The organism is Agrobacterium sp. GD03872 (assembly GCF_029840625.1).
Lineage (GTDB): Bacteria > Pseudomonadota > Alphaproteobacteria > Rhizobiales > Rhizobiaceae > Agrobacterium > Agrobacterium fabrum_A.
Map to the genome: position 1 here is coordinate 779,886 of NZ_JAOCCY010000001.1, position 18,981 is coordinate 798,866.

15 protein-coding genes are annotated in these 18,981 nt (G+C 60.6%); 14 read left to right on the top strand and 1 reads right to left on the bottom strand.

All coding sequences use genetic code 11. From position 1 onward, the window contains the following. The first annotated feature begins 11 nt into the window (after positions 1 to 11). The 14 genes from N5D22_RS03770 to N5D22_RS03835 all read left to right on the top strand — a co-directional run bounded on the left by N5D22_RS03770 (position 12) and on the right by N5D22_RS03835 (position 18,094). Positions 12 to 1,607 (top strand): ABC transporter substrate-binding protein, encoded by a 1,596-nt coding sequence (locus N5D22_RS03770; RefSeq protein ID WP_279655887.1) that lies wholly within the window; start codon positions 12 to 14, stop codon positions 1,605 to 1,607. Positions 1,608 to 1,725: 118 nt separating this feature from the next. After that, entirely contained in the window at positions 1,726 to 2,802 is a 1,077-nt protein-coding gene (locus N5D22_RS03775; RefSeq protein WP_003524597.1) for a DUF917 domain-containing protein, read from the top strand. After that, entirely contained in the window at positions 2,799 to 4,337 is a 1,539-nt protein-coding gene (locus N5D22_RS03780; protein WP_279655886.1) for a hydantoinase/oxoprolinase family protein, read from the top strand. The genes N5D22_RS03775 and N5D22_RS03780 overlap by 4 nt, the downstream gene beginning before the upstream one ends. A gap of 44 nt (positions 4,338 to 4,381) precedes the next feature. Next, positions 4,382 to 5,326, top strand: coding sequence for an isoaspartyl peptidase/L-asparaginase family protein (locus N5D22_RS03785; RefSeq protein ID WP_279655885.1), 945 nt, complete (start codon positions 4,382 to 4,384; stop codon positions 5,324 to 5,326). 116 nt (positions 5,327 to 5,442) lie between these two features. Beyond that, positions 5,443 to 6,348, top strand: a complete 906-nt coding sequence (locus tag N5D22_RS03790) for a LysR family transcriptional regulator (protein ID WP_279655884.1) — start codon at positions 5,443 to 5,445, stop codon at positions 6,346 to 6,348. A 180-nt stretch (positions 6,349 to 6,528) separates the two neighbouring features. Continuing rightward, positions 6,529 to 7,473 (top strand): ABC transporter permease, encoded by a 945-nt coding sequence (locus N5D22_RS03795; protein ID WP_110757940.1) that lies wholly within the window; start codon positions 6,529 to 6,531, stop codon positions 7,471 to 7,473. Then, positions 7,470 to 8,288 carry an ABC transporter permease gene (locus tag N5D22_RS03800; RefSeq protein WP_003500526.1) on the top strand — a complete coding sequence of 273 codons (819 nt, stop codon included), beginning with the start codon at positions 7,470 to 7,472 and terminating at the stop codon, positions 8,286 to 8,288. Before N5D22_RS03795 ends, N5D22_RS03800 begins: the two co-directional genes overlap by 4 nt. After that, the gene (locus N5D22_RS03805; protein WP_279655883.1) at positions 8,285 to 9,919 is read left to right on the top strand and encodes an ABC transporter ATP-binding protein; all 1,635 of its coding nucleotides are present in this window, start codon (positions 8,285 to 8,287) and stop codon (positions 9,917 to 9,919) included. Before N5D22_RS03800 ends, N5D22_RS03805 begins: the two co-directional genes overlap by 4 nt. A gap of 13 nt (positions 9,920 to 9,932) precedes the next feature. Next, a complete protein-coding gene (locus N5D22_RS03810; RefSeq protein WP_279655882.1) occupies positions 9,933 to 10,769 on the top strand; it encodes a class A beta-lactamase-related serine hydrolase in 837 nt (278 codons plus the stop codon). Between the two features lie 36 nt (positions 10,770 to 10,805). Then, on the top strand, positions 10,806 to 12,350 hold the full coding sequence (locus N5D22_RS03815) for an ABC transporter substrate-binding protein (RefSeq protein ID WP_279655881.1): 1,545 nt from the start codon (positions 10,806 to 10,808) through the stop codon (positions 12,348 to 12,350). A gap of 125 nt (positions 12,351 to 12,475) precedes the next feature. Next, on the top strand, positions 12,476 to 13,927 hold the full coding sequence (locus N5D22_RS03820; protein WP_279655880.1) for a M20 family metallopeptidase: 1,452 nt from the start codon (positions 12,476 to 12,478) through the stop codon (positions 13,925 to 13,927). Between the two features lie 392 nt (positions 13,928 to 14,319). Continuing rightward, positions 14,320 to 15,249 carry a sugar ABC transporter substrate-binding protein gene (locus tag N5D22_RS03825; protein WP_279655879.1) on the top strand — a complete coding sequence of 310 codons (930 nt, stop codon included), beginning with the start codon at positions 14,320 to 14,322 and terminating at the stop codon, positions 15,247 to 15,249. Between the two features lie 239 nt (positions 15,250 to 15,488). Then, complete coding sequence (locus N5D22_RS03830) at positions 15,489 to 17,030, top strand: sugar ABC transporter ATP-binding protein (RefSeq protein WP_279655878.1); 1,542 nt, start codon at positions 15,489 to 15,491, stop codon at positions 17,028 to 17,030. Positions 17,031 to 17,062: 32 nt separating this feature from the next. Continuing rightward, the gene (locus N5D22_RS03835; RefSeq protein ID WP_279655877.1) at positions 17,063 to 18,094 is read left to right on the top strand and encodes an ABC transporter permease; all 1,032 of its coding nucleotides are present in this window, start codon (positions 17,063 to 17,065) and stop codon (positions 18,092 to 18,094) included. Between the two features lie 80 nt (positions 18,095 to 18,174). Here the strand turns inward: N5D22_RS03835 and N5D22_RS03840 are convergent, their stop codons facing one another. After that, entirely contained in the window at positions 18,175 to 18,930 is a 756-nt protein-coding gene (locus tag N5D22_RS03840; protein WP_279655876.1) for a gamma-glutamyl-gamma-aminobutyrate hydrolase family protein, read from the bottom strand. Positions 18,931 to 18,981 lie beyond the last annotated feature (51 nt).

Sequence of the window (18,981 nt, forward strand, 5' to 3'; positions counted from 1 at the left end):
GGAGAACGATAATGAAAATGCCTGTACTTTCTTCCCGTCTCGCCGCGCTGGCGCTCGGCACGGCGCTCGTGCTGCCACTTGTTTCTTCCGCAGCCCTTGCGGAAGACAAGGTGTCGGTCGCGGTCAACACCATGCAGATATTCAGCTCGCTCGACCCGGCGAAGGTGACCGATTACACCGGCTATATGGCCATCGTGAACATGTATGACGGTCTCACCACGGTGAACGCCAAGGGCGAAATCGTGCCGCATCTGGCGAAATCCTGGGAGATTTCTGAAGACGGCCTGACCTACACCTTCCACCTGCGCGACGATGCGAAATTCCAGGACGGTACGTCGGTAAAGGCTGCCGATCTTGCCTGGTCGATCCAGCGCCTGCTCGGCATCAACAAGGGTCCTTCGAACCTCATCGTCGGCGTGCTGAAGCCAGAAAACGTTACCGCGCCTGACGATGCCACGCTGGTCATGAAGATCGAGCGCCAGTTCTCGCCCTTCATGGCGGCAACGCCGCTGATGATGGCGATGAACAAGACGCTCGTCGAAGCCAATGCCAAGCCCGAGGACAAATGGGGCGAGGCCTATGTCGGCGAACATTCCGCCGGCTCCGGCCCCTACAAGCTGGTCAGCTACAACCGTTCCGCCGATATGGTCATCGCCCGCAATGCCGATTATTTCCTCGGCTGGACCAAGGGCAAGCCGATTGACGAAGTGCGCTTCGTGCAGACCAGCGACGACGCCACCGTAAAGGCGCTGGCGGAAAAGGGTGAACTCGGCCTTTCCTCGCACGGGCTTGGCAACGACACCTATGAATCCATCGGCCGGATGAAGGGTTACAAGTTGATCCAGACCCGCACCGCCGGCGGTTTCGTCATCAAGCTCAACACCAAGGCCTATCCGACCGACGACGTCCACGTGCGCCGCGCCATCGCCTATGCGACGGATTACAAGACGATCCAGGAAGTGATCTATCCTGGCTTCGATATGAAGGGACCGCTCTCCGACGCGTTCAAGGATGCGCATAACGGCGACATCCAGCCCGGCGTTTACGATCTGGAAAAGGCCAAGGAAGAACTGGCGAAGTCGAAATATGCCGGCCAGAAGATCACGCTCGTCAACAGCTATGTCGCTTCGCTGGCCTTCGAGGCGGAAGTGGCGCTGCTCCTGCAATCCAGCCTCGAGCAGATCGGCATCACGCTCGATATCAAGCCCGAGCCGTGGAACCGCATCGTCGAGCTTTCCTCCAAACCGGAAACGACGCCTGCATCGACGCAGGTGAACATCTCACCGACCTATCCGTCGCCGGATTCGATGTTCTACAACCAGTATCACTCCAAGGCTTCCGGCACCTGGATGTCTATGGAATGGCTGCAGAATGCGGAAGTCGACGGGCTGATCGACAAGGTCCGCGCCACCACCGATGTCAACGAGCAGAACGCCACCTACAAGGAACTGCAGACAAAGATCGCCGATCTTCAGCCTGACGTCTGGGCCGTTGCGCCGAACCGCCGTTACGCGGCGAACAAGTGCCTTCAGGGTTACGAGTTCATTCCCATGCAGAGCTGGGACCTGAACTTCTCCAACTTCCATTGGGACTGCAAGGCGGAGTGATCTCCGCTTCATGAAAACCGGCCCCGCCACAAATGGCGGGGTTGGCCAGACTTGGAACTTCAAAGGGAAGGAGCATCGCCTGCGGCCGGAACGGCTGCGGCATGCCCGAGGATGACGCATGATCCAGGAATTTTCCGAAGACGATATCGAACCTCTGGCCACCGGCGCCTGGATTTTGGGAACCGGCGGCGGCGGCAATCCCTATATCTCGACGCTCAACCTGCGCCGTCTTTACGCCGAGGGCAGGCGGGTAAAGGTCATGGATCCCATGGCGCTTGCCGATGACGACATGGTTGCCGTCGTCTCCAAGATGGGTGCGCCGCTTGTCGGTCAGGAGCGGTTGGGGGATCCCGTGCATCTCGCCCGCGCCGTCGAGGTGATGGAAGATTATCTTGGCAAGCCGTTTCGGGCGATCATGAGCGTGGAAATCGGCGGCTCGAACGCGCTGTCATCCTTCCTCGCCGCCGCCGTGCTCGACCGGCCGGTCGTGAACGCGGACGCCATGGGACGCGCCTATCCGGAAGCGCAGATGACATCCTTCGCCATCGGCAACCTGCCGATGTTTCCGCTGTCGCTGGTCGATGTGCGCGATAATGAGGTGATCGTGACCCGCGCTGCCTCCTGGAAATGGATGGAGCGCATCTCTCGCAAGGTCTGCACCGAAGTCGGTTCCACCGCCGCCACCTGCAAGGCGCCGCGCACCGGCAAGGAAGTCAAGGAATGGGGCATTCACTACACCGTCACCAAGGCGACCGAACTCGGGCGTGCGGTGATGGCAGCACGTGCGCGCCATGACGATCCGGTTCAGGCAGTTCTCGACCATGAGGGCGGAAAGCAGCTGTTCCGCGGCAAGGTGGTGGATGTCGCCCGCGAGACCACTGGTGGTTTTCTGCGCGGCAGCACGACCATTGAAGGTATCGATGCCGACCGCGGTTCGCGCATGGAACTCGCCTTCCAGAACGAATGGGCGGTCGCCTTCCGCGATGGCCAGCCGGTCGCCATGACGCCAGACCTGCTCTGCCTTCTCGACACGGTTTCCGGCGGCGCCATCGGAACGGAATCGGTGCGTTACGGCCAGCGCGTCACGGTTGTCGCCCTGCCGGCGCCGGAGCTTTTGACGACACCTGCCGGCATCGCCGCCGTCGGCCCGCGCGCCTTCGGTTATGACATTGACTTCAGATCGGTATTCCCATGAAACGCATCGGTATTGACGTTGGCGGCACCAATACGGATGCCGTTCTGATCGATGGAGACACCATCGTCGCCTCCATCAAGGTCCCGACCACGCAGGATGTCCTGTCCGGCGTCAAGGCGGCGCTTGCCCATGTGGCAAGCCATGTCGGCGCGGCCGACCGGCCGATCGATGCGGTGATGATCGGCACCACCCACTTCACCAATGCGGTGGTGGAGCGCGCCCGGCTGGAACGGGTTGCGGCGATCCGCATCGCATTGCCAACAGGTTCTTCACTGCCGCCGATGTGCGACTGGCCGAAGGATCTGCGCGATGCCGTCGATCCGCTGATCTTCATGGTGCATGGCGGCCATGAATATGACGGCAGTCCGCTGGTGCCGATGATCCCGGATGAAATCCGCGAAGCGGCGATGAAAATCCGCGATGCGGGTATCACCTCCATTGCCATTTCAGCGACCTTCTCGCCGCTGACGACGGAGTGCGAGGTGCGGGCGGCGGAGATTGTCCATTCGGTGATCCCCGATGCACGCATCACGCTTTCCCATACGCTTGGCCGTATCGGGCTTCTCGAGCGCGAGAACGTCGCCCTTCTGAACGCAGCGCTGCAAACACTGGGCAAGACCACGGTTCAGGCATTTTCGGATGCACTGCGCGAAGCGGGCGTAAAAGCGCCGTTCTATCTGACCCAGAATGACGGCACCGTGGCGCTCGCGGATGTCGCTGCCGCCAACCCCGTGCACAGCTTCGCTTCCGGCCCAACGAACTCGATGCGCGGTGCGGCCTTCCTCACCGGGCTTTCCGATGCCATGGTGGTGGATGTCGGCGGCACCACCTCCGATATCGGCTGCCTTGTCGGCGGTTTTCCGCGCGAGGCGAACAATATCGTCCATATTGGCGGGGTGCGCACGCTCTTCCGTATGCCCGATCTTCTACCGGTCGCACTCGGCGGTGGCACCATCGTCGACCCTGAGACGGGCAAGATTGGCCCGCGCTCGGTCGGTTATCGCATCCTGACGGAAGCCCGCGTTTTCGGCGGCGAGACGCTGACCACATCGGATATCGCCGTTGCCGCCGGCCTGATCGAGATGGGTGACCGCGACCGTGTAAAAGACCTCGATCGGGCTTTCGTGCAGGCCTCGCTTCAACGCATCCGCGATATGGTGGCCGACAGTTTCGACCAGATGAAGACATCGGCCGAGGACGTGCCGCTGGTTGCTGTCGGCGGCGGGGCGTTCCTGATACCTGAGACCGTTCCGGGTGCATCGGAAGTGCTGCGCGTCGAAAATGCCGGCGTTGCCAATGCGCTGGGGGCGGCGATGGCGCAGGTTTCCGGCGAGGTGGATCAGGTCTTTTCCGGCCTGAGCCGCGACGAAGCCCTTGCGAAGGCCGAGACCGAGGCGCAGAACGCTGCGGTCGCGTCTGGCGCGGAGCGCGCGAGTCTCAAGACGCTTGAGGTGGAGGATATTCCGATCGCCTATCTGCCGGGCGGCGCTCGCAGAGTGCGTGTAAGGGTCATCGGCGATATCGCCTTTCATTGATGGTAAGAGGCCCTGCGGGAGTGGGGTGACGAGGGAGTGAGAACATGACGAAGATCGCACTGGCCATTCACGGTGGCTGCGGCGTGATGCCGGAAGACAGCATGACTTCAGAGGAGTGGGCTGCTGCACGCGACGACCTGGCTGCGGCCCTGCGTGCCGGTTATGACGTGCTGAAGGCTGGCGGAACGGCGCTTGAAGCGGTTGAGGCGGCGGTCGTCGTCATGGAGGACAGCCGGCATTTCAACGCCGGCCACGGGGCGGCGCTCAATGAAAACGGCATTCATGAACTCGATGCCTCGATCATGGATGGTGAAACGCTGGCGGCAGGTGCGATCAGCGCCTCCCGCGCCATCCGCAACCCGGTAAAGGCAGCCCGTGCGCTGATGGCGGATGAGCGTGCCGTCTATCTGACGGGGGAGGCGGCTGACCGTTTCGCAAAGGAAAAGGGACTCGCAACCGAGCCTCAATCCTATTTCACCACGCAAAAGCGCGTGGAGGCACTTGCGGCGATGAAGCGTCATGCTGCCACGGGCACGGAAGCCACTGAGAACGAAAAGCACGGAACCGTCGGCGCAGTTGCGCTCGATGCGATGGGTCATCTCGCGGCAGCCACTTCGACCGGCGGCTACACCAACAAGCCGGATGGCCGGGTGGGCGATAGCCCGGTGATCGGGGCCGGCACCTATGCGCGGGATGGGGCCTGTGCGGTCTCCGGCACTGGCAAGGGCGAATTTTTCATCCGTTATGTCGTCGGCCACGAGATCGCATCGCGTGTCGCCTATCTCGGGCAGGATCTGGAGACCGCCGCCGGCGATCTGGTCCACAGGGATCTGGCGCCCTACGATATCGGCGCGGGCCTCGTCGCGATCGATGCCGAAGGCGGCATATCCGCGCCCTATAATACATCAGGCATGTTTCGCGGCTGGGTGACGCCATCGGGAGAGGCGCGTGTGGCTACCCATGACACGGTCTATGAGGTGGAATTGTAACTGGCGACCGTGCCGGCTAAGTGGCGGCGTTAAAAAAAACGGTGACATCAAGGTCTATCGGCGGCAAAACATCCGAACCGAAACCGGCTCGTTTTTTCACCCATGGTGCTGGCCTCATGAACATCAAGCAGCTCGAAGTCCTGCGCACGCTTCTTTCCACTGGCTCGACCATCGCCACCGCCAAAGCCATGGGTCTCAGCCAGTCCGGTATCAGCCGGCTTCTGGCCCAACTTGAGGCCGACCTGTCGCTGACGCTGTTTGCCCGCGACAAGGGGCGGCTGATACCGACACCGGAGGCGGTGCTGCTTGCCCGGGATGCGGAAAACGTGCTGCTTGCGGTTGATCGCATGTCCGGCCACGCCGAGGATTTGCGCAATGGCGCAGCCGGTCCGGAAATCGTCCGCATCGGCCTGCCGAGCAGCATGTGGGAAAATTTCGCGCCCGCCATGCTGATCGACTATGTCAGGGACTTTCCCGGCGTGCGCATCGAGACTTTTTTCGAAACGACGACCGCCATCAACAAGCTCGTCGGCGAGCGGGTGATCGATCTCGGTTTCCTGCGGATGGAAGGCGAGATCGGGCCGGGCATCGATGTCGAACGCGTTGCGACCGGCAAGAGTGTCTGTGTGGTGCGGGAGGATCATCCCTTGGCCGAGCTTGATGAAATTACCGTCAAGGACCTGCGCAATATTCCGCTCATCCTGATCGGCCGGCAGCGGCCGAACCGCATGGCGCTCGATCAGGTTTTCAAGAAGGCCGGCGTCAAGCCGATGGTGAAGATTGAGACCCACACCAACAGTTCCGCCTGCGCTTACGTGGCACACGGTTTGGGGGTGACGATCATCAGCAGTTTTTATGCGAATCTTTACCGGCACCTTCCCGTCGTCGCCCGGCCTTTCATCCCGCAGTCAACGCAGGAATTCGGTCTTGCCCGCGCCTCCGGCGCCCCGCTGTCCATCGCCGCGCAGGCGCTCAGCGACGCCTTGAAACAGCAAATCCAGCTTTCGCAGAAAACCGACTGAAAACAGGATTTTTCGCGGAAGTCCTCCTTGTCCGTGTCAGGATGAAACGCGCCATCATTCTGCATAGATATATGACGTTTATGCATAATATTGCGTGATATTTCTCAATCCGTCATAGTTACCAGCAACGAAACCGATAGAGGCGGGATGTCATTCCCGGCCATCAATCGTGGGGAACCAATGATAAGATTCATACTGAGCCGTCTTTTGATGGCGCTGCCGACGATCGCATTCGTGTCGATCACGGTCTTTGCGCTCATCCGCTTCATTCCGGGTGATCCGGCTGCCCTGATGCTGGGCGACATGGCGCAACCGGAACAGATCGAGGCGATGAGGACCGAACTCGGCCTCGACAAATCCATGCCGCAACAATTCGTCATCTGGGCCGGCAATGTGGTGCAGGGTGATTTCGGTCGCTCCATCGTCAATGATGAAGCGGTGCTGCCGCTGGTCGTCTCGCGCTTCCTCGTCAGCGCCGAGATCGTCGTCGTCGCCGTGCTGCTCGCCAGCCTTATTGCTGTTCCGGCGGGTGTGATCGCCGCCTGGAAGCAGAACAGCCTCACTGATCTGGCCCTCGTTGGAACGGCAACCCTGCTTCTGTCCATCCCGACATTCTGGCTGGGTCTTCTGCTTCTCCTGTTTTTCGGCCTCAAGCTCGGCTGGCTGCCGGTGCTGGGATATGTGTCGATCAGCGATAATCTTGTCGGTGGCATGCTTTATCTCGTCCTGCCCGTCATGACGCTTGTCATCCACGAAATGGGCGTTCTGATCCGCATGGCGCGCGCCTCGACACTGGAAGTGCTGCGGCTGGATTACATCACCCATGCCCGTGCCAAGGGCCTTTCCGAAGGCGCTGTCCTCTGGCGGCACGCCTTCAAGAACGCCTTCGGCCCGACATGGACGATGATCGGCCTCATCCTCGGCAATCTCCTCGGCGGTATCGCCGTCATCGAAACGGTGTTCACCATTCCCGGCCTCGGGCGGCTGATGGTCGACAGTATTTTCGCCCGCGATTACCCCGTCATTCAAGGCTGCCTGCTGTTCGTCTCCCTGTCCTATGTGCTGGTCAACCTCTTCGTCGACCTTCTTTATCCCCTCTTCGATCCGCGTGTGGTTGCCGAATGAAAAAGTTCACACTTAACGGGCTTATCGGCGGCTTTCTCATCGCCCTCCTGCTCATCACCGCCGTTACCGGCCTGTTCTGGACGCCCTATGACCCGATGAAGCTCGGCTTTGCCTCGCGTCTGGCCGCACCCGGCCCGAGCCATCTTCTCGGCACCGACGAATTCGGACGCGATGTTTTGAGCCGCCTGATGGTGGGTGCCCGCGCCAGTGTCTGGATCGGTTTCCTGACGGTCAGCTTCGCGACGATCTGCGGCACACTGATCGGCCTTGTCAGCGGTTATGCACGCGGCTGGGTGGATGGCGTCATCATGGCCATCAACAATGCGCTTCTCGCCTTTCCGGGCATTCTGCTGGCGCTCGGCCTGCTCGCGGTTTTCGGCGCCAACCAGTATGGCATCATCTTCGCGCTCGGCATTGCCTATACGCCATCCATGGCGCGTGTGGTGCGCGGTGCCGTGCTTTCTCTGCGCGAGCGGGAATTCATCGAGGCGTCGCTGGTGATGGGCAATGGTGAAATCTACACCATGTTCCGCCACATCCTGCCCAATTGCATTGCGCCGATCACGGTTCTTGCCACCTCCATGTTCGGCTGGGCCATCCTGTCGGAAAGTGCGCTCTCCTTCCTCGGCCTCGGCGTGCCGCCGCCGGCCCCCACCTGGGGCAACATGCTGGCCGCCGGCCGTCCCTTCATCCAGCAGGCCGTTTGGCTTGGGCTTTTCCCCGGTCTCTGCATCGCGCTGACGCTGCTTGGCATCAATCTTCTGGGCGATGCCCTTCGCGACAGGCTTGACCCGCGCATGAGAGGTCTTAAATGACTGTTAATACACTTCTCACCGTTCGCGGCCTTTCGCTCGAAGTCGCCAGAACCGGCCATCGGGTGGTCAAGGATATCTCCTTCGATATTGCCGCGGGCGAAATTTTCGGCATCGTCGGCGAAAGCGGCTCGGGCAAGACGCTCGCCACCCGTGCGCTGATCTCGCTTCTGCCACCGGCCATCGCCGTCACCGGCGGATCGATCATCTACAAGGGGCAGGATGTCATGTCCCTGCCGGTGAAGGCGCTTCAGCGTCTGCGCGGCGCGGAGATCGGCGTCGTGTTTCAGGAGCCGATGACCTCCCTCAACCCATCGATGACGATTGGCCGGCAGCTGGAAGAGGGGCTGATCCTTCACACGGAATTGTCGCCCGAAGAGCGCCGCGAGAAAATTCTCGACATGCTGCGGCGGGTGGGCATCCGAGATCCGGAAGGTGCGCTGATGGCCTATCCGCACGAGTTTTCCGGCGGCATGCGCCAGCGCATCATGCTGGCCTCGGTCATGCTGCTGAAACCGGCGCTGCTTATTGCCGACGAGCCGACAACGGCGCTTGACGCGGTCATCCAGCGCGATGTCATGGAGCTGATGGTGGAGCTGACGCGGGCGGAAGGCACGGCCGTTCTCCTCATCAGCCACGATCTGCCGATGGTGGCGCGTTATACCAGCCGCATCGTGGTGATGGAAAAAGGCGCGATTGTCGAGCAGGGCCGCACCGAGGACCTGCTGGATGCGCCGCAGCACCCCTATACGAAAAAGCTGCTTTCCTCTCTGCCGTTTCGCGGTGAGCCGCGCAGCATCGACACCTCCAAGGCGCCGATGGTTTCGGCCCGCGATATCGTTGTGGATTATGCTGGCCGCAAATCGCTGCTCAAGAAAGCCAAACCGAAGCGGGCGCTGCATGGTGTCAGCATCGATATTCATGAGGGTGAGGTCGTGGCGCTGGTCGGCGGCTCCGGTTCCGGCAAAACGACGCTTGGCCGCACCATCGCCGGGCTCGTGCAGGAGAGCGAAGGGCATATCCGCTTTCAGGGCCGCGAGCGCAACGAGGACTGGAAGGATTATCGCCTCAACTGCCAGATGGTGTTTCAGGATCCCTATTCTTCACTCGATCCGCGCATGACCATTCAGGCGCTGGTGGAGGAGGCGCTGCGCCTCGTGCCTGACCTCGACCAGGCCGCCAAGCGCAAGCGGGCGCTGGAAACGCTGGAGGAAGTCGGGCTCGGCGCCGACTTTGCCGCCCGTTATCCGCACGAGCTTTCCGGCGGCCAGCGCCAGCGCGTGGCAATTGCCCGCGCCATTGCCCGCCGTCCGAGGTTCCTGATCGCCGACGAGCCGGTCTCCGCGCTCGACGTGACGGTGCGGGCTCAGGTGCTCGATCTCTTTTCCGATCTGCAGAAACGTTACGGTTTCTCCTGTCTGTTCATCAGCCACGATCTCGGTGTGGTGGAGCAGGTGGCGGACCGTGTCGTCGTCATGCAGGACGGCCGCATCATCGAAGAGGGTGATCGCGACACGATTTTCGACAGTCCGAGAGAGGCCTATACGCGCCGGCTGCTCTCGGCCATTCCCGCCCTCGACCAGAATGAAAAGGGCGGCGTGACACTCAAATGGCGTCTGGAAGATGAAGTTTAACAGGAAGATGACAATGACTGTGGCTGCCCAACTGAATGCGATCTGTGATGCACAGCCTTTCGTGACGCGCTTCATGGTGCGCAATCTCCTGACCGGCGAAGAGATCGGCCGGGGAGAAAACGAGGAGACGCCATCGGGCAGCACCCGCAAGACGTCGATCATGATGGCTGTGCTGAAAGCAGCCAGCGAAGGGCGGATCGATCTCGACCAGCCCGTCACCTATGAAAAGCGGCTGGCGGAAGAGGTTGCGAGCGGCATGTTCCGTTATATGACGCCGGGCATCGTCATTTCGCTGCGCGATGCCGTTGCCGGCATGATGGTGCTCAGCGACAATGTCTGCACCAAGATGGTGCTGGAGAGGCTGACGCTGGAAGAGGTGGACGGCTATTGCAAATCGCTCGGTATGGCCAATACCCACCACCGTTTCCTCATTCCGCCGCTGGCGCTGGCGGCCGACCATCCGCTGAAAACCGTCACCACCACCTCGGCGGTGGATCAGGTGCTGCTGCTGCAGACCATTCTCGATGCGCAGACCTCGCCCGAGGCGCAGGCAAAGCTCGGTTGCAGTCCGCAACTGTGCGAATGGGCGATGCAGACGCTGAAGAACCAGATTTTGCGCTATGGAATTCGCTCCCGCCTGCCTTTCGAGGCGGTAGTGGCCAGCAAGAGCGGCCGCGGCAAGCGCGGGCGCATGGATGCCGGCATCGTCTACAGAAACGGCGCACCGTCCTTCATCATCACCACCTATACCGATGAGGTTCCGCAAACCATGCCTGACGGCACGCCGGGATACACCATCGCGCTTGAGACGATCGGCCGGCTGGCACAGGCCTGCTGGGACGGGTTTTAATCAATTACAATCAACGACAACAAAGAGGGTAGAACAGTGAAAAAACTTCTTCTCGCAGGCGTTGCCCTGCTAGTAACGGCCAATATCGCGGCGGCCCGCGACATCACCATCGCGCAAAGCTCGGATCTGCGCAGCAACAATCCCGGTGTGAACCGCGACGGCAATACGGACGGGGTTATCCTGCACATCGTCGAAGGCCTCGTCGGTTATAACAATGCCGGAGAGGTGAAGCCGCTTCTCGCCGAAAGCGTCGAGGTTGCGCCTGACGGCCTGACCTATACGTTCAAGCTGCGCAAGGACGTGAAGTTCCACAATGGCAAGCCGCTCACCGCAGAGGATGTCGTCTGGAACTGGACACGTTATCTGAAGCCGGAAACCAAATGGGCCTGCCTCAACGATTTCGCGGAAGGCGGGGCAGCGCACGTCACCGGCGTCAAGGCCTCGGATGCATCCACGGTCGAGATCACCCTTGCAAAACCCTCCGCCGTTTTCCTCGGCCTCATGTCGCGACCGGAATGCGGTTATACCGGCATGATCTCGCCGGAATCGGTTGCTGCCGATGGCAGCTTCGCCAAACCCATCGGCACCGGGCCGTTCCAGTGGGACGAGTGGAAGAAGGGCGAATATATTCGCCTCGCCAAATTTGCCGACTATGTTTCGCCGGCAAATGACGGCAAGCCTGATGGCATGGTCGGCTCCAAACGGCCGCTCGCCGATGGCATTAAATTCATGGTCATTCCCGATGCCTCGACAGTGAAGGCGGGTCTTGAATCCGGCGTGCTCGACACGGCGGAGATTTCGCCCGATCTCATCCCGGAGTTCAAGACCAATGACAAGATGCAGCTCATCGTTGCCCGCAACAACGGCAAGAACCTGTTCTATATCCAGACCCGCGACAAAGTTCTGAGCAATCCCGGCGTGCGCCGCGCCATGGCGATGGCGCTCGATCTCGATGAACTGGTCGCCGCCGCATCCAACGGCACGGGTGAAGCCAACGGCTCAATGGTCTCGCAGGACTCGGTTTATTATGACGAGGCCCAGAAGAAGCGTCCGGCCTATGATGTCGAGGCCGCGAAGAAGGAGCTGGAGGCCGCCGGTTACAAGGGCGAGCCGATCTCCATCATCGCCAACAAGCGCGGCAATGTGCCGAGCTTCCCGGCCGCCGTCATGGCGCAGGCCATGATGCAGCAGGCGGGTCTCAACGTGCAGATCGAGGTGCTGGACTATGCCACGCAGGTGGATCGTCGCCGTTCCGGCAATTATCAGGTGATCTCGCAGTCGGTCGCCCCGCGTCTCGATCCGGCCCTGATGTATGCCTTCTATGTCGGCAACAAGGACAAGAACGCCTCGCTGATGTGGGACGATCCGAAGGCTATCGAGCTGATGAAGGCGGCCTATGTCGAGGCCGACCAGACGAAACGCCAGAAGATTTTCGACGAGTTCCATGAGCTGATGCTGAAGGAAATGCCGGGCATCTTCCTCTACGACATGGTCGATGTCTGGGGCGCGACGAAGAAGCTGAAAGGCCAGCCGGTCTGGCAGTCGAACGCCCGCCTATGGGAAGTCTCGGTCGATAACTGATCCACTATGCCCGCGCCGGAGGCGGACCCCGGCGCGGGCTTTCCATTATGAAGCGCGGAATTTGGCGGTGCATCCGCCGAAGCGCTTGCGCGTGCCCGCAAAGGGCGGAAATGCGAGGACAAGCCATGAACCGTGACGCCGTGATGTCGATTGCCGCCGAAATCGAGGCAATGAAGCCCGATTTCACCACTCTGAGTGACAGTATCTGGGATTTTGCCGAACTGAAATTCGAGGAGCGGCAATCCGCCGGAGTTCTGGCAAAGGCGCTTGAGGAAAACGGCTTTGCGGTTCGCCGGGGCGTCGCGGGTATGGAAACGGCCTTCATCGGCGAATTCGGCAGCGGCAAGCCGGTCATCGCCTTCCTCGGCGAATTCGATGCGCTGGCCGGCATGAGCCAGATGGCCGATGTGGCGCAGGTGCGGCCGCGTGAGGCGGGTGGCACCGGCCACGGCTGCGGCCACAACCTGCTCGGCGTCGGGTCGCTGATGGCGGCCATTGCACTGACGCGGCATCTGAAGGCCAATAATCTGCCCGGCACGGTGCGTTATTATGGCTGCCCGGGTGAAGAGGGCGGTTCCGGCAAGACCTTCATGGTGCGCGCCGGCCTGTTCGACGATGTCGATGCGGCTTTGACGTGGCATCCCGCACCCTTCAACGGCGTGCGCTCCACCAACAATCTCGCTGTTCTGGAATATTTCTACCGTTTCAAAGGCGTGGCTTCCCACGCCTCCAACGCTGCCCATCTCGGCCGCTCGGCGCTTGATGCGGTCGAACTCATGAATGTCGGCGTCAACTTCCTGCGTGAACATATGCCGCAGGATTGCCGGGTGCATTATGCGATTACCGATACCGGCGGCAAGGCGGCCAATGTGGTGCAGGCGAAGGCGGAAGTGCTTTACCTTATCCGCGCCCCGGAAATGCGCCAGGCGCTCGATCTTGCCGCGCGGGTGGACAAGGTGGCGCGCGGTGCGGCGATGATGACCGAAACCGAGGTGGAAATCGTCTTCGATACCGCTTCCACCAATCTTTTGCCCAACATCACGCTGGAAACGGCGATGCATGAAAACATGGTGGCGCTTGGCCCCATCGCCTTCGATGAGGCGGATATCGTTTTCGCAAAGAGCATTCAGGATACCTTTACTGACGAGGCGATCAAAAGCAGCATCCGGCTCTACCAGATCAAGGGCGATGTCTTTTCCAACCGGAAGGTCGACGGCTCGACGCCGCTGCATCTCGGCCTGCGCGATTTCGAGGGCCAGTCGCATTTCCGGGCGGGTTCCACCGATGTCGGTGATGTCAGCTGGGTGACGCCAACTGCACAGTGCTGGACGCCTGCCTGGGCGATCGGCACCAATCCGCATACCTGGCAGGTGGTGGCGCAGGGTAAAAGCCCCGCCGCCCACAAGGCCATGGCGCATGCCGCCAAAGCACTCGCATCGACCGGTCTTGCGCTGATGAGCTCGCCGGAATTGCTCGCCAATGCCAAAAGGGAATGGCGGGAAAAGACCGAGGGCAACCAATATGTCTGCCCGATTCCCGCCGATGTCATGCCCGGTTCGCACGTCCAGAATGGATAGGCTCCGCGCGGGTCTCAATGAAGACCTGCGGGTCTCGAATTGAAAATAAGTCTGTCTCCATCCTTGGAACCGAGCCCAGACTCCACAATATCAACGGCTTATGGATCCTCGCCCGAAGGGCGGGGATAGTTGAAAGAGGGCCCGGTGCGTTTATCGCAATCCTGCCCCAGATCCTCGCTCTCCCCAAAATCCCCTATCATCACCGCCTTGTGTGCCGCTTTGCCGCCCTGCCGCGAAGAAAGCATTGACGTTCGGACTAAAAATGGAATAAATATATCGAACAATAGAAAATCGGTTTCATTATTCCGTTTTTCGTTGAGGAGGTAGCGGCGGATTTTCGTGTCCGCCTCCGGCTGGGAGAGGTGGCGCCGGACACCGAGGAGGAGAAAACAATGAAAAAGCTTATTATCGGCGCAGCCATGTCTGTGCTTGTCAGCACGGCGGCGCATGCGGAGACGATCGGCGTTTCGATGGCGCTGTTCGACGACAACTTCCTGACCGTGCTGCGCAACGGCATGCAGGATTATTCCAAGGAACTGAAGGGCGTGACCCTGCAGGTCGAGGACGCGCAGAACGACGTTGCCAAGCAGCAGAGCCAGATCCAGAATTTCATCGCCTCCAAGGTCGATGCGATCATCGTCAACCCGGTTGATACGGATGCGACGGCGGCCATGTCGAAACTGGCCGCTGAAGCCAAGATTCCGCTGGTTTACGTCAACCGCCAGCCGGTGAACGTCGATAGCCTGCCGGATGGCCAGGCATTCGTCGCCTCCGACGAGACGGTGGCCGGTACGCTTGAAGCGAAAGAAGTTTGCCGCCTGCTCGGCGGCAAGGGCAATGCGGTCATCATGATGGGTGAGCTTTCCAACCAGGCGGCGCGCATGCGCACGCAGTCTGCGAAGGATGTGCTGAAGACCGACGAATGCAAGGGCATTTCGGTTGTTGAAGAGCAGACCGCCAACTGGCAGCGTACGCAGGGCTCCGACCTTGTGACCAACTGGCTCTCCAGCGGCATGGAATTCAACGCCGTCATCTCCAACAATGACGAAATGGCCATCGGGGCGATCCAGGCGTTGAAGGCAGCAGGCAAGGACATGAAGGAATATGTCGTTGCCGGCGTTGACGCCACGCAGGACGCGCTTGCAGCCATGCAGGCGGGCGATCTCGACGTAACGGTCTTCCAGGATGCCGCAGGGCAGGGCAAGGGCGCTCTCGATGCCGCGCTGAAGCTCGTCAAGGGCGACAAGGTCGAGAAGAAGGTCTACATTCCTTTCCAGCTCGTCACGCCTGAAAACGTCAAGGACTACGTGGCCAAGAACTAACGGCCATCTTCCGGCATCTGCGCCCGTTCAGATTGATATTGGAGGCAGATGCCGGTTTCCGACGGCGCCGAATGCAAGCTCCGGTGCGCGAGCGGATTACGATTGAATTTCAGTGAATTCAAAGTGTTGCAGCGCCTTTCATGTCGTGATCGGCACGGCGCTGCAAGCCTCCCCGGGGGCGAGGTGCGCCGTTTGGCAAAACCTGTTTCCGGTCATTTTTGTCTATTGTGGAGGATGAGATGGTCGTCAGTCCATCGACAATGGCCGCCGTGCGCGCCAGCGGAGCCGTGCCGAATGCGGAATTTCTTCTGGCAGCGGAGGGCATACGCAAGGAGTTTCCAGGCGTGGTGGCGCTCGATGATGTGCAGTTCCACCTCAAGCGCGGCACCGTGCATGCGCTGATGGGCGAGAATGGCGCCGGCAAATCGACGCTGATGAAGATTCTTGCCGGCATCTACCAGCCGGACAAGGGCGAAATCCGCCTGAAAGGCGCGCCGATCCGTCTCGATTCCCCGCTCGATGCGCTGGAGAACGGTATCGCCATGATCCATCAGGAACTGAACCTGATGGCCTACATGACGGTCGCTGAAAACATCTGGATCCGCCGCGAGCCGAAAAACCGGCTGGGCTTCATCGATCACGGCGAAATGTATCGTCGCACCCAGACCCTGCTTGAAAGGCTTGGTATCGATCTCGATCCGGAAACGCGCGTTGGCGAGCTTTCGGTGGCAAGCCGTCAGATGGTCGAGATCGCCAAGGCGGTTTCTTACGATTCCGACGTTCTCATCATGGACGAGCCGACATCGGCGCTGACGGAGCGTGAGGTCGAGCATCTCTTCCGCATCATTCGTGATCTCAGGGAACGCGGTATCGGCATCGTCTACATCACCCACAAGATGAACGAGCTGTTCGAGATTGCCGACGAGTTCTCGGTTTTCCGTGACGGCAAATATATCGGCACCCACGCTTCTACGGATGTGACGCGCGATGACATCATCCGCATGATGGTGGGCCGCGAAATTACCCAGATGTTCCCGAAGGAAGAGGTTCCGATCGGCGACGTCGTATTATCGGTCAAGAACCTGCACCTCGACGGCGTCTTCCATGACGTCTCCTTCGATGTCCGAGCCGGTGAAATTCTCGGTGTTGCCGGCCTTGTCGGCTCCGGCCGCTCCAACGTGGCGGAAACCGTGTTCGGTGTGACGCCCGCTTCCTCGGGCACGATTTCGATCGACGGCAAGACGGTTTCGATCGACAGCCCGACAAAGGCCATCAGTCACCGCATGGCGTTTCTGACGGAGGATCGCAAGGATACCGGGTGCCTGCTGATCCTCAATATTCTGGAGAACATGCAGATCGCCGTCCTTCAGGACAAATATGTCGCCAACGGTTTCGTGCAGGAAAATGTGCTTTCCGATGCCTGCGAGGAAATGTGCCGCAAGCTCCGGGTCAAGACGCCGCATCTTTACGAGCGCATCGAAAACCTTTCTGGCGGCAACCAGCAAAAGGTGCTGATCGGCCGCTGGATGCTGACCAAGCCGCGTATTCTCATTCTGGATGAGCCGACACGCGGCATCGATGTCGGGGCCAAGGCGGAAATCCACAAGCTGGTTTGCGAGATGGCGCGCCAGGGCGTCGCCGTCATCATGATTTCCTCCGAAATGCCGGAGGTTCTGGGAATGAGCGACCGCGTCATGGTCATGCATGAAGGTCGGGTGACGGGCTTCCTCGATAGAAGTGAAGCTACGCAGGTGAAGGTGATGGATCTCGCATCGCGGTGAGGCGCGCCGGGATTTCTCGAGGAGGAACGATTATGAATACGAACGCCGCCGCCAACACGGAGTTGGACGCAAAATCCGGACGCAAGCCGCACCGGCGCATCCCGCCGGAGGCCAATATCTTTTTTGTGCTGATCGGCATCGCGCTGGTTTATGAAATTCTCGGCTGGATTTTCATCGGCCAGAGCTTCCTGATGAACCAGCAGCGCCTGACGATCATGATCCTGCAGGTCTCGGTGATCGGCATCATCGCGGTTGGTGTCACGCAGGTCATCATCACCGGAGGCATCGATCTGTCTTCCGGTTCTGTCGTCGGCCTGACGGCGATGCTGTCCGCCAGCGTGGCGCAATCGTCCACCTGGCCGCGAGCGCTTTATCCGGGCCTGACCGATCTGCCGTTTTTCATACCGCTGGCGGTCGGCATATTGGCCGGCACCCTGGCGGGGTTCATCAACGGGCAACTCATCGCGCGCACCAAGATTCCGCCCTTCATCGCAACGCTCGGCATGATGGTGACGGCGCGTGGTATCTCCAAATGGTACACGAAGGGCCAGCCGATCTCCGGCCTGACCGACGGCTTCAACTTCATCGGCACGGGTATCTGGCCGGTCGTGGTGTTCCTCGTCGTCGCCGTCATCTTCCATGTGGCCCTGCGTTACACCCGTTACGGCAAGTTCACCTATGCAATCGGCGCCAACCAGCAGGCGGCGCGCGTTTCCGGTATCAATATCGAGGCGCATCTGATCAAGGTCTATGCCATTGCCGGCATGCTGGCCGGTCTTGCCGGCGTCGTCACCGCCGCCCGTGCGCAGACGGCGCAGGCCGGCATGGGCGTGATGTATGAACTCGACGCCATCGCCGCAGCCGTTATCGGCGGCACCTCGCTTGCCGGCGGCGCCGGCCGCATCACTGGAACTGTGATCGGCACCATCATTCTTGGCGTGATGACATCGGGCTTCACCTTCCTCAGGGTCGACGCCTATTACCAGGAAATCGTCAAGGGCCTGATCATCGTCGCCGCGGTCGTTGCCGACGTCTACCGACAGAAGAAACGCGCAAAGCGCTAATCCTCCTCCCAGGACTTGGGGCAGGCCTTCAGGCTTGCCCCTTTTTTATGTCCATATGAGCCGAGAGGATCGGCGTCGGCTCATGCCTTGCTGTTTCGATAATCGTGGACGGCCTTGCCGAAGGCCTCGAACAAAGCACGCGACGGTGCATCTGTCTCGGCCCAATATTCCGGGTGCCATTGTACACCGACGGCAAATCCCTTGGCGTCGATGACGGAAACGGCCTCGATGGTGCCGTCTTCCGCCGTCGCTTCCACCTGCAGGCGAGGCGCGGTCTCGGCGATGGCCTGCCGGTGCAGCGAATTGATCTGGATTTCGCCCGACATGCCAAGATGCTGCGCGATGCAGGAGCCTTCGCGCACATGCACCGGCTGACGGATGGCGAAGGCCACATCGCGGTTATCATGCTCCGGCTTGCGGTGGTCCCATATGCCGGGCTGCTCCTGAATCTCGGTGGCAAGCGTGCCGCCCAGCGCCACGTTCAGCTCCTGAATGCCGCGGCAGATGGCGAGCATCGGAATACCACGCTCGACGGCGCGGCGGATCAGCGGCAGGCTGGTGGCGTCGCGGGCCTGATCGAAGGGGCCGTCGCTTTCCTGCGCCTCTTTTCCGTAAAGGGAAGGATGCACATTGGTGGCGGAGCCGGAGACAAGCAGGCCGTCGACCCTGTCGAGAATGGCGTCAACCTCATTTCCATCCTCGAAGGCCGGGACGATGAAGGACATGACACCAGCCACTTTCAATGCGGCGGAAACATACTGGTTCTGCGCGGCGTGCCAGTCGGCTCCGGTGAAATGCCGGATGTCGGCGGGGACGGCGATGATGGGTTTTGGCATGGTGGCTCCGGGACGAATCTTTGAAATTTGTGCGACTGCCGGCCAGCCAAG